The sequence below is a fragment of the Paractinoplanes rishiriensis genome (assembly GCF_016862375.1).
GTDB lineage: Bacteria > Actinomycetota > Actinomycetes > Mycobacteriales > Micromonosporaceae > Actinoplanes > Actinoplanes rishiriensis.
On sequence record NZ_BOMV01000031.1, the window covers coordinates 23,677 to 35,327 of the forward strand.

The window sequence follows — 11,651 nt, forward strand, 5'->3', positions numbered from 1 at the left end:
AAGTAATAGGCCACCCGCCGTAGGTGATTCAGACTCGGGAGAGCGCCCGGTCGCTCACCACGCACTGCATGCCGAACTGGTGCGCCCGGCGGATCGCGAACTCGGTGAGGCCCGGTGTGTCGGCGTAGTCCAGCGCGATCAGGTCGAGCTGGAGCCGCAGCAGCTGCTCGGCGATCTGGGCGTGGAACTCCAGCACGTCCGGCGGCCAGGGCGCGTAGCCCTCATCGGTCCACCGGGCCGAGAACGACTCGAACACCACGCCGTCGACCAGTTCGGCCAGCCGGGGCAGCATGCCGAAGCCGCGGTTCGCCAGCATGTACGCCGGTTTCGCCTCGGTCCGGATCGCGGCCACCAGGGTGAGCAGGTGCGGGACGTCCTCGGGAAAGGTGAGCTCGACGTTGAGCGTGTCCAGGAACAGGCCGTGGAACCCGGCGGCCATCGCCGCCTTGGCCTGGCCGACCACGTGCTCGACCCACCCCGGGTGTCCGACGTGGACGAACGTGCCACCCCAGTCCGGGTTTTTCTCGGTGCGCTGCCACGGGGCCGGCGGGCCGGTGTCCTCGGACAGCGTCAGGTAGCCGAGGGTCTGCACGCCCTGGTCGCTCAGGTATTTCAGCTCGCCCTCGGTGTAGAAGTCGGGCTGCAGCACCACCCGCGGATACTCGGCGAGCTCCATCAGGTGCCCGTTGCCGTAGTAGAAGCAGATCGGCGCCTTCTCGGTCTCGGTCACGACGGCCTCCCGTGCCGGGCGTACCACTCGAAGGTGGAGCGTACGCCCTCCTCGAGGGTCACCTTCGGCTCGAAGCCGGTCAGCGACCGCAGCCGGCTCAGGTCCGGGCAGCGGCGGCGCACCGAGCCGGGCGGCGCCGGGGTGGCCTCGATGGTGAAGCCGGCGGCGGCCACCCGGCGGACCAGAGCGGCCAGGTCGCCGATGTTGGTCTCCTCGCGGTCGTTGCCGATGTGCACGATCTGGCCGGCCGCCTCGGGCGTGGCCATCAGCCGGACCATGGCCTCCACCGCGTCGTCGACGTGGCAGAACGCCCGGAACTGGTCGGCACCCGGCACCAGGAACGGGTTCTCACCGGCCTGGGCGCGCAGCGACATCTCCGGGACGACGTGGTCGGCGCCCATCCGCGGGCCGTACACGTTGTGGAAACGGCCCACCACCGCGTCGAACCCGCGGGCCCGCGAGGTGTGCAGGAACGCCGCCTCGCCGACCAGCTTGCTGACCGCGTACGCGAAGCGGGGCGCGGTGATGTCCGAGATCATCGTGGGGACGTCCTCGGCGGTGGGCACGTCGACCACGCCGGCGTCGACGCCGCCGGCGTACACCTCGCTGGTGGACGCGAAGAACACCCGCTCGCCCGGCGCCACCCAGTCCAGCAGGTGCATCGCGACCAGCGTGTTGACCCGCACCACCCGGGCCGGGTCCTGCTGCACGTTGCGGACGCCGACCACGGCGGCCAGCAGGTAGATCTGGTCCCAGCCGTGCGGCAGGTCGGCGTACGTCTGCGGGTCGGTCAGGTCGGCCGAGACCACGTTGACGCTGGGGTGCGCGCGCAGCGCGTCCAGGTCGGTGTCCTGCCGGCCGCGGGAGAAGTCGTCCACGATGGTCACCGCGAAACCGTCGGCGACCAGGCGGCGGGCGAGGTGCAGGCCGATGAAGCCGGCCCCGCCGAGAAGCAGCGCGTTCACGCGGTCACCTCCGACTTCTCGCGCGGCAGATAGCCGAGCCCGGCGTACCTGATGCCGGCGGCCTTGACCGCGTCGCCGTCCAGAATCCGCCACGAGTCGAAGATCAGCGCGGGGCGGGCGTCGCCGAGCTTGTCGGCCACCTCGATGGCCCGGTAGTCCGGGTGGTCGTTGATGACCAGGACCGCGTCGCTGTCGGTGAACGCCTTGTCCAGGCTGACCGGCTCGCCGCCGTACTGCCGGATGACGTCGTCGGTGACCATCGGGTCGTGCCCGGTCACCGTGATCCCGGCGGCCGAGAAGATCGGCATCATGGTGGCGATCGGCGTGCCGCGCATGTCGTCGGTGGGCGGCCAGCCCTTGTACGCCCAGCCGAGCACGGCCAGCCGCAGCCCGCGGGTCTGGCCGCGGAGCTCGCCCAGCAGGCGCACCACGGTCTCGGCCACGTGCACCGGCAGGAACTCGTTGAGCTCGCGGGCCCGGCCGACCAGGAACGGCTGATAGTCGCCGGCGCTGTCCAGCATGATGTACGGGTCCTTGGAGAGGCAGCCGCCGCCCACGTAGCCCGGCTTGGACAGGTCGGGCCGCGGGTAGTCGACGTTCGCGGCCTTGATGACCTCGAGTGGGTCGAGGCCGTGCTGCTCGGCGATCAGCGCGATCTCGTTGCCGAACGAGTAGATCAGGTCGGTGTGGCAGTTGTTCGACAGCTTCACCAGCTCGGCCGTCTCCAGGTCGGAGACCGGCACCACGGTGTGCGCGAGGCCGCTGAAGAACGCGATGCCGGCCTGGAGGCTGGCCTCGTCCAAGCCGCCCACCACCTGCGGAAGCTCGACCAGCTCGCGCAGCGCCTGGCCCTGGATGGTGCGCTCCGGCGCCATCACCAGCTTGACGTCGTCGCCCCACGCGGCCCGCAGCTCGGGCAGCACCACCCGGCGGCTGGTGCCGACCGGCACGGTGCTGCGCACCACCACCAGGGTGCCCGGGCGGCAGGTCGCGGCGACGTTGCGCGCGGCGGCTGCCAGGTTGGCCAGGTTGGGCCGGCGGGTCGACTCGTCGACCGGCGTGGAGACGCTGATGACCGCGACGTCCACGGTGTCCTTCGGCAGTTCGGCGGCGACGTGCACGGTCGTGCCGACCCGGTCGCGGAAGATGTCGTCGACACCCGGCTCGAAGATGTGTGACCGGCCCTGCGACAGGGTGTCGATCACCTGGGGCGACACGTCGGCGCCGTGCACCACGAATCCCTTGTCTGCCAGGGCCGCGGTCAGCGTGACTCCGACGTAGCCGAGCCCGACGACCCCGATCGTCATAGGCATGTGGTTCTCTCCTTCACTTTCTTCGGTGCTCGGCCGTGTCACGGACACGGCGGGCTGGTTCGATCAAGGTCTAGAACGGTGACCGTGCCGGCGAAGCCCTCGGCCTGGTAGCGGCCGCAGGCGGCGGACACCAGGCCCGGCCGGCTGGCGTAGTCCACGCTGAGCACGAACTTGCCGGCCTTGCGCAGCGCACGGGTCTCGGCGAGGTTCTCGGCGCAGTAGTCGGCCGTGCACTTCTGGTCGGTGGCCTGGTAGAAGAGTTCCTCCATGCCGATGCCGTCGACGGCCTTCGTATATCCGGGCTGGTGCCGCAGCTCCGGCGAGTTCTGCGGCACGATCAGGAACCCGGCCTTGCGGGCCTTGGCGTAATCGCTGATCCGCACGATCAGGGCGGCCATGTCCCGGGCGAGCTTCGCCCGGTCCCGGCCCTGCGCGGAGGCAAGATCCAATTGCTCGTACGCCAGGGGCGTGTCCAGGTACACGCCGTCGAACCCGGCCTTGAGGGCCTGGTCGACCCGTGGGCGGACGACGAGATTCCACCAGCGCTCGTCGTAGTAGCGGACGAAGAACTCGCCCGGCCACTCCGGCCACTCGTTGGCGATCAGGTCGCCCGCGTTCTTCTGCAGCACCGGGTACTCCGGGCGGAAATCCTCGATGCTGCCGATCTCGAAGTAGGACAGCACCCGCTTGCCGGTCCTGCGCACCGCCGCGATCTCGCCGGCCGTGAAGAAGTCGCTGTGCGCGTCCCGGGCCAGGTCGATCACCACGAGCTGGTGCGGCCCCTTGGCGAGCTGGTCGAGCCGCCCGCCCGGATAGTCCTGGAGCTGGTAGGCCCAGGAGGTGATGCTGCCGGGCGCGGGCGGTGGCCTACCGGCGTCGCCTTTCTGCAGAGCCACCACCGCCACCGCCGCGACGACCATCGCGGCGGCGACGACGAGCCCGGCACTCTTGCTCACCCGGCGGCCCACATGCTCTTGATCGAGGCGGCCAGGTCGTACGCCGGATGCCAGCCCAGCTCGGCGGCGGCGCGGGAGATGTCGGCCTGGATCCAGTTAACCGCGGCCGACCGCTGCGGACCGGTACCGGCCTCGTGGATCGCTCCGGACCAGCCGGCCTGCGCGGCGAGCAGGCCCACCGCGTCGCGGACGGTCACCGCCCGGCCGCTGCCGCAGTTGTAGATCCGGCTCGGCACCTCGGCGGCGGTCACCACCGCGCGGATCATGCTCGCCACGTCCCGCACGTCGACGAAATCCCGGTACGCGCCCAGCGGCCCGAGGGTGATCTCGGACGACCCGGTCTGCTGCGCCTCCCGGATCCGCTGCAGGGCCCGGCCCAGCACGTTCTCGGCCGGCTGTCCCGCGCCGATCGGGTTGAACACCCGGAGCGAGACCGCCCCGGCCAGCGCGAACAGCCGGGTGCCGGCCACGTGGCTGACCCCGTACGCGCCGACCGGCTCGAGGCGGTCGTCCTCGGCCACGGCCTGCCCGGCCGGTACCACGCCGTACTCGCCGGCCGAGCCGAGCCGGACCAGCCGGGCACCGGGTGCGGCCTCGGCCACCGCGCCCAGCAGCTTCGCGGCGACCAGCGTGTTGGCCCGCACCAGGTGCTCGTCCGAGCCGCCGAGCGCGCCCACGCAGCTGACCACGGCGTCCGGCGAGGCCGCGCGCACCACCGCGGTCAGGCCGGCCAGGTCGCCGCCGATCAGGTCGTGCCGGTCGCGGCCCGGGCAGATCAACTCACCCACCCGCGGGTCGGCCTCCAGCGCCCGCCGGACGTGGCCGCCGATGAACCCGGACGAGCCGAACAGCAGCACCCGCCTCATACCGGCTCCCCCTCGCGCTCGCGGAGCAGCCGCGGCCGGATCCGCTCGAAGCTGCGGTTGGCCTCGTCGTAGTCCTCGGGCCGGCCGATGTCGAGCCAGAAGCCGGTGAACGGGTAGGTGGCCGGGTGCTCCTCGCGGGCCAGCAGGTCGAGCACCAACTGGTCGAAACCGAAGGACATGCCGGCCGGGTACGGCTTCAGCGTCTTGCGGGCCATCCCGTACACCCCCATGCTCACCTGGTAGCGCAGGTCGGGTTTCTCGCGGAAGCCGACGATCCGCGAGTCCGCCACGTCCAGCACGCCGAACTCGATGCGGTGGGTGCGCTCGGCGACCGCCACGGTCAGCCCGCATCCGGACAGCGTGTGCTGGTGCAACAGGTCGGCGTAGTCCAGGTCGGTGAGCACGTCGCCGTTCATCACGAGGAACTCGTCCGGCAGCACGTCCTTGAGCCCGAACAGCGGGCCGACCGTCGACAGCGGCCGGTCCTCCTCGATGTAGTCGACCGTCAGCCCCCAGCGCGCGCCGTCGCCGACGAACGCCCGGATGAGCGGGCCGAGGTGGTTGATGGCCAGGGTCACCGACGTGAAACCGCAGCCGGCGAGCTGGTCGAGGACGATCTCCAGGATCGCGTGCTTGTCACCGATGGGCATGAGCGGCTTGGGCAGCGTGGTGGTGTACGGCCGCAGCCGTACCCCCTTGCCGCCGGCGAGAATGACCGCATGCATAGCAGACCTGCCTCCCCCTAGAGTCCTGATCTACCGGTAGTGCCGGACCTGGCCGAGGATCGGAGCCAGGCCCAGCAGGAACAGGCCCAGCAGCGCGACCACGCTGCCGAGGTAGAGCGTTGTGTCGGTCAGTGGAGCGGTGGTCTGACCGAACAGGGGCGAGGCGCCGAGCAGCGCCGCCGTCCCGGCGTGCAGGATCAGCGCGGCCACCATGGACGCGCAGAGCCATCCGAAACGTTCGAAGCCGGCCAGCAGGAAGGCCGAGTAGTAGGCGCCGCCGAGGACCACGTGCGCGGCGATCATCACGATGCCCGGCGCGGAGAGCTTGCCGACCGCCGCCAGCACGCCGATCAGCATCAGGCCGAGCGCGCCCGGCACGGCCAGGCAGGCGACGGTCTCGCGGGCGACCACCAGCCACACCTTGCGGTGGAACTCAGCCGGCGAGGAACTGCGCTGGGTGAGCGCCACGGCCAGGGCGCGGTACCGCTCGGCCCGCCACTCGACGAAACCCATGGCGGCGATCAGCGGAGCCACCCCGATCGCGATGTCCAGCCGGGTCAGCAGGTATGGCGCCCCGGCGTGCAGCAGGAACACCGCGGAAACGAACCCGTAGCAGGTCACCCCGGCGATCCCGGGGAGCTGGACCCGGAGCAGCGGGCGCGCGGACGGTTCGGTCCGCTCGCCGTGACCGCGGGTGATCCACAGCGCGGCGCCGAACGCGGCCAGCACGCCGACGGCCGCGGTGGCCAGCGCGGCCGGTTGCAGCGCGGGGCCGGCCGCGAGGTAGGCGCCGCCGGCCACCACGGCGGGCAGCATGGAGGCCAGCTGCCAGCCCTCCCGGCGGTAGAACACCAGCACGGTGCCGGCCAGCTGGTAGGCCAGTTGCCCGGCGGCCAGCAGGATGAGGCCCCAGCCGCCGCCGGCGACGGCGATCACGGCGAGACCGGCCAGCGCGCCGGCGGCCGGTGCGGCCAGGGTGGTGATCCGCAGCAGCCGGCTGGCGGCCCGCGGGCGCTCGGCGCCGAGCAGCCGGTAGGCGCCGTAGGCCACGGTGCCGGCGTACATCCAGCCGAGCGCGCTGGCCACGGTGAGCGCCAGCACCACCGAGCGCTGGCCCAGTAACCCGAGCACGGCCGGGAAGACGGCGCTGGGCAGGGCGTACAGCGGACCGTGGGCCAGCACCCGCACGCTGCTGCGCCAGTTGCGGGCGGCCGCGTTCGGCTCGCCCACCGCGACGGCCGGCGGGCCCAGCCGGCGGAACACCTCAAGGGCCAGCGCGAAGACGTCGGAGAAGCCGTACTCGACCCGGGCGATGCGGTCGGTGAAGCCGTCCGCCTCCAGCGCCGCGGCCACCTGGAGGGCGTCGACCGCGCGGACCAGGGTGGGCCGCATCCGGTCGACCAGTTCGTCCAGCGGGTCGGTGGAGACCCGGGGCAGCACGACGGTGTGCGTCGGCGGCTCGACGATGATCTCGGTGGGCGGATCTTCGACGATCACCTGGGTCGGCTCGACGTCGATGATGATCTCGGTGGGCGGTGTGGTGTCCTCGGCGTACCGGCGCGGGCCCGGGATGACCGGTACGTACGGCCGGACCGCGTCTTCCTCGGCGGTTACCTTGTCGTCGACGGTCATCGGGCACCACCGAGGATGACGGTCTCGTCCGGCGCGGCGTCGCGCAGGTGCCGCGGTGGCTCGGCGCCCTCGAGCGGGGTGGCCAGGCCCTCGTAGACGTTGCGGTACATCTGCAGCGACTGGCTCAGCGTGAAGTGCTCGAGCACCCGGGCCCGGGCCGCGACGCCCAGCCGGTGCCGCAACTCGTCGTCGCGCAGCAGCTTGACGCAGGCGTCGGCGACCGCGGCGTGGTCCCGCGGGGCCACCACGATGCCGGTGTCGGCGACCGCCTCGGAGACGCCGCCCACGTTGGTGCACACCGTGGGCCGGCCGCAGGCCATGGCCTCCACCACGGTGTACGGGAAGCCCTCGGAGATGCTGGTCAGCGCCACGATGCTGCCGGCGTGGTAGGCGTCCACCGCGTTGCCGATCCGGCCCTCCAGCTTGGCCGCGCCGTCCAGCCCCAGCTCGGTGATGAGCCGCTCGCAGGACTCGTGGTAGATCCGGTTGACCGCCGGGGTGCCGCCGAAGATGCGCAGCCGCGCCTCCGGGATCTCCTTGCGCACCAGCTCGAACGCCCGGATCAGGGTGTGCAGGTCCTTGAGCGGGTCGACGCGGCCCATGAACGAGATGGTCGGCACGTCGGGCTCGGACGTGGCGGCCGGGAACTCGGCCGGCTCCACGCCGTTGTACATGGTCCACATCCGGTCGGCGTCGGCGCCGTTGTGCAGCTGCCACCGGCGGTTGTAGGCGGAGTGCGGGGCCAGCACGTCGGTGATCAGGTACGCGGCGCCGGCCAGTGAGCGGAAGAAGCTGAGGGCCAGCACCCGGACCGCGTGCGAGGCGTCCTCGTGCAGGTAGGAGATGTAGCGCTCGCGCAGGTAGATGCCGTGCTCGCTCATCACCAGGGGGGTGCCGTTGCGCCACTTGGCGGCCATCCCGACCAGCGTGGACAGCCCGTTCATCGAGCTGTGCACGATGTCGGCGTCGACCACCGGTGCGCTCAGCGGCCGCAGCATGTGCTCGAACAGCCAGGCGGCCTGCACCGCGTCGGCCACAGTCGGCGCCGGGGCGCTCTCGTCGACGCGCAGGTCGCGCCACGCCGCCAGCATCATGGCCACGGCCTCGTTGGAGACCAGCGCGCCACTCAGGTCACCGCCGTCGGCGGCGTACTCGTAAAGCCCGCGAAGCGCCAGCAGAAACAGGCTGCGGGTCACCGCGCCCTGGTCGGAGCGCGTCGTCTCCAACGGCGTGACCAGGGCCCGGACGAACATCTCGAACGATTCGACGAACGCCTGGCCGGGGCGGTCGCCACCGAGCCGGGCCTTACGGCCCGACGGGCGACCGCCCCAGAGCGGGATCGAGTGGACCCCGTCCAGGTTGGACGGCGGGACGAAGACGGATTTCTCGCTGCCGTCGACGGTGAGTGCGACGACCTGCCAGCGGTAGTCCGGGATGCCGCGGATGAGCTGCTCACACCAGATGCTCACGCCACCCATGGCATAGGGGTACGTCCCCTCGGACACCAGCGCGATACGCACGCGAGACCTCTGCCTTCGCCCCGAGCCGCCGGATCAGGCCCGCGGAACCGCGGTCACCGTGACGGCAGTGTTCGCCGCGAGCGCCACCGGCGCCGTGACGTCACTGCCGTACGTGGTGGAACCGGCCGTCTGGGCACCGCTGAGCTGCACCGTGCCGGCGGCCGGCGAGGTGACCTCGATGGTGCCGGTGGACCGGTCGTAGACCGCGTCGACGCCCGCGTCCTTCTGGGCGAAGTGCTGGGTGCGCACCGAGGTGTAGGCGCCCAGGTCCGACCAGTTGAGGTTGAGCAGCGGCGTCGAGTAGATCGCCGCGTACCGGCTCACCACGTTCTCCACCCAGTCGGTGAGCAGCGTCCGCCCGTTGCCGTAGTCCCGGACGTTGCTGATGTGGAACGTGTGCGAGTTGATCGAGCCGGAGGCGACGTGCTGGAGGCCGATGCCGCCCTCGTAGTCGATGATCTGCTGGTAGGTGCGGTCGGTCGGCCAGTACGGGAACCGGCCGTTCGGGCCGTAGAAGGAGTTGTAGAAGTGCGTCTCCTCGTCCGGCGCGGTGACGAAGTAGGCGATGTTCGTCGGCCAGTCCGGCACCACCTCGACGGCCGGCTCCAGCGGGTGCACGATGCTCGCGTTGAAGTGCGCCGGCTTGTGGCTGTTGAACGAGTAGTTGCCGTGCAGGTACTTGACGCCCAGGTCCTTGGCGGCCTGCAGCAGGTTCGGGTTGGACCCGGCCAGGCCGTGGTCGACCGGCACGCCGGTGTCGTCGTCCGGGTCGACGGTGTAGACGCCGAGACCGGAGTACTCCGGGGTCTTGAGCACGTCGGCCGGGTGGGTCAGGCCGATCGCGTTGCCCGCGTTGCGGTTGGTGAGGATCTCGCCGTGCGAGGTGGCGTAGTCGGTGTGGTTCAGCTCCGGGTGGTTCAACGTGTGGTTCAGCCACCGGAAGCTGCCGGCCAGGCACTTCGTGGTCGCGGTGAGCTCCGCGATGCCGCCGTTCGGGCTGCACTGGTTACCGGCGAACGGGTCGATGTCGGCGCCGTTGTAGGCCAGGTTGAACGTGAAGTTCCCGATCTGCGGGTACGCCGTGCGCAGCGCGGTCTGCTGGGCGTTCAGGTTGACCATGTCGTGCGCGGACACCCGGAAGCCGGGGTCGTACTCGATGGTCCCGTCCGACTTGTAGTGGTCCGAGCTGTTGAACCAGTCGTCCACGTCGACGTTCAGGTAGTGCCGCTGCTCGCCCAGGTGCAGCCCCTTGGTGGCCCACCGGACCAGGCCGTAGACCAGGACGTCGGACTGCAGCAGGTACTGGTTGCTGGTGAAGGTCAGCGCCAGCCGCTCGCGGCCGTCCGTCGAGGTGGTGCGCACCCCCAGCACGTTGGTGCCGTCGGTGATGGTGGCCTCGGCGGCACAGCCCGGCTTGATCGCCGTCTTGTACACGTAGGTCTGCACGAGCGGCAGGCTGACGTCGGCCTTGAGGTAGTCGAACACCTGCGCGCCGGCCGGGGTGAGCGACACGTTCAGCGGGGTGTCGCCGACCGAGGTCTCACCGGCCGAGTTCAGGCAGTAGTCCTCGGGCCAGGTCCCGTAGCTGGTGTAGAGCGAAGCCTGGCGAACACCGAAGTTCCGCTCGTACGCCCACAGGATGTTCCACTCGGTGGGGTCGATCCCGTTGAGCCAGCTGCCGCCCGACTCGTACACCTGCATGCTGTTGGTCAGCAGGATCGCGTTGTACTTGCCGACGCCGTCGGGGCGCACGACCGTGCTGGTGGTGATCGGGGTCTCGGCGCTGTAGAGCACGTCGTAGGACGCGCCGAGCCGGTCGAGGGTGGTCTTCCAGGTGGGCACGCCGAAGTCGTCGGCGTTGGTGCCGATGACCAGCGCGCGCAGCGCCACCTTGTCGTTCAGACCGGCCTCGGCGGCGAGCAGGGCCGCGGACTTCGACTTGCCGGCGGCGGGCTTGGCCACGGGGACCTTGCCGGCGCGCTTGGGCAGCGGCTTGGCCGCGGTCACCCGCGGCGGCGCCACCTGGCCGTAGCCGGGCACCTGGGGTGCGACGCCGGGCTTACGGGGACGTTCGGGCTGGGCGCTGGCCGAGCCCGGCAGCGTTGCCACGAGCGCACCCGCGGCTAATACGGCGACCAGGCTGCGCACCGCTCGACGGGGGGCGAGACGGGCCATCAGGCGACCTCCAGGGTCATAAGGCGTCGGATTACTGCGAGGTTGAGGAACGACCATTAAGGAAGCGGGCCGACGGCGAGTCTAAGCAAAACTTAAGGATGCGAGCCCGGGCGTTCGGGTGTCCCCAGGATGACTGTTGATGTGGTTGACCAGCATTGACGACAGTGATAGTGCCTTGATGACGGTTCTCCATCCCTGGGGGGTACCGCAATGTTTCGCCGCCGTGAAGACCCCCCTGACTTGCACGTTTCCTATTGTCTGATTAATGAGCCGTTAATATTTCTCGCGCGCCGGGCGGCCCGCCGACCAAGATCGAATAGACATCTTATAGTCCACATTGGGCGATTTGGCGGGAGAGCTAGGTTCCGTAACATTCTCAGGACTGCGCCAAAACGGTCCCTTGTAGACCGTCGGGGATGGACGGTGCGTGATCGCTCGATACACCCACCGTTCCGAGAGCCGTAAGTTGGCACTCATCTGCCGTTCCCCACACCGGAATGGCGAACTGACGCAGCGTTACCTCCCGGAAACGGTCGCGTCCGGCACCGACGCCATTTAGAGAGACGTCTAACACGCTATTTCTCAGACCTTTGCAAGCTACTCACCGGTATTTGCCAAATCCAATGCCCTGGGCACCCGGCAGGGTAGACATTTATCGATTCAAGGCCGGGCTCCGCTGCGCCGATCCGCCGGTGCGTGCGGCGGGGCATCGGGGTCACGGGGCGGGGCGGTCGGGCGGGGTGCCTTCGCCGGTAGCCCGGCCCTCTTT

General features: G+C 70.4%; 9 protein-coding genes. All 9 read right to left on the bottom strand.

Going from position 1 to position 11,651, the window contains the following annotated elements; genetic code table 11:
- Window positions 1-28 precede the first annotated feature (28 nt).
- Genes Ari01nite_RS14705 through Ari01nite_RS14745 form a run of 9 tightly spaced genes read right to left on the bottom strand, consistent with a single transcriptional unit; the run spans window position 29 to window position 10,882 of the window.
- Entirely contained in the window at window positions 29-730 is a 702-nt protein-coding gene (locus Ari01nite_RS14705) for a putative glycoside hydrolase (RefSeq protein WP_239162756.1), read from the bottom strand.
- On the bottom strand, window positions 727-1,695 hold the full coding sequence (locus tag Ari01nite_RS14710) for an NAD-dependent epimerase/dehydratase family protein (protein ID WP_203781791.1): 969 nt from the start codon (window positions 1,693-1,695) through the stop codon (window positions 727-729). The genes Ari01nite_RS14705 and Ari01nite_RS14710 overlap by 4 nt, the downstream gene beginning before the upstream one ends.
- The gene (locus Ari01nite_RS14715) at window positions 1,692-3,008 is read right to left on the bottom strand and encodes a nucleotide sugar dehydrogenase (protein WP_239162757.1); all 1,317 of its coding nucleotides are present in this window, start codon (window positions 3,006-3,008) and stop codon (window positions 1,692-1,694) included. Before Ari01nite_RS14715 ends, Ari01nite_RS14710 begins: the two co-directional genes overlap by 4 nt.
- A 38-nt stretch (window positions 3,009-3,046) precedes the next feature.
- Window positions 3,047-3,964: a glycoside hydrolase family 191 protein gene (locus Ari01nite_RS14720; protein ID WP_239162758.1), complete on the bottom strand. Its 918-nt coding sequence runs from the start codon at window positions 3,962-3,964 to the stop codon at window positions 3,047-3,049.
- Window positions 3,961-4,830: an NAD-dependent epimerase/dehydratase family protein gene (locus Ari01nite_RS14725; protein WP_203781792.1), complete on the bottom strand. Its 870-nt coding sequence runs from the start codon at window positions 4,828-4,830 to the stop codon at window positions 3,961-3,963. Before Ari01nite_RS14725 ends, Ari01nite_RS14720 begins: the two co-directional genes overlap by 4 nt.
- Complete coding sequence (locus Ari01nite_RS14730) at window positions 4,827-5,555, bottom strand: sugar phosphate nucleotidyltransferase (RefSeq protein WP_203781793.1); 729 nt, start codon at window positions 5,553-5,555, stop codon at window positions 4,827-4,829. Before Ari01nite_RS14730 ends, Ari01nite_RS14725 begins: the two co-directional genes overlap by 4 nt.
- Before the next feature lie 30 nt (window positions 5,556-5,585).
- Window positions 5,586-7,187 carry a hypothetical protein gene (locus Ari01nite_RS14735; RefSeq protein WP_203781794.1) on the bottom strand — a complete coding sequence of 534 codons (1,602 nt, stop codon included), beginning with the start codon at window positions 7,185-7,187 and terminating at the stop codon, window positions 5,586-5,588.
- Window positions 7,184-8,707 carry a GT4 family glycosyltransferase PelF gene (gene pelF, locus Ari01nite_RS14740; RefSeq protein ID WP_203781795.1) on the bottom strand — a complete coding sequence of 508 codons (1,524 nt, stop codon included), beginning with the start codon at window positions 8,705-8,707 and terminating at the stop codon, window positions 7,184-7,186. Before pelF ends, Ari01nite_RS14735 begins: the two co-directional genes overlap by 4 nt.
- Window positions 8,708-8,740: 33 nt before the next feature.
- Complete coding sequence (locus tag Ari01nite_RS14745) at window positions 8,741-10,882, bottom strand: Agd3-related carbohydrate-binding protein (protein WP_203781796.1); 2,142 nt, start codon at window positions 10,880-10,882, stop codon at window positions 8,741-8,743.
- Between the last annotated feature and the right edge of the window lie 769 nt (window positions 10,883-11,651).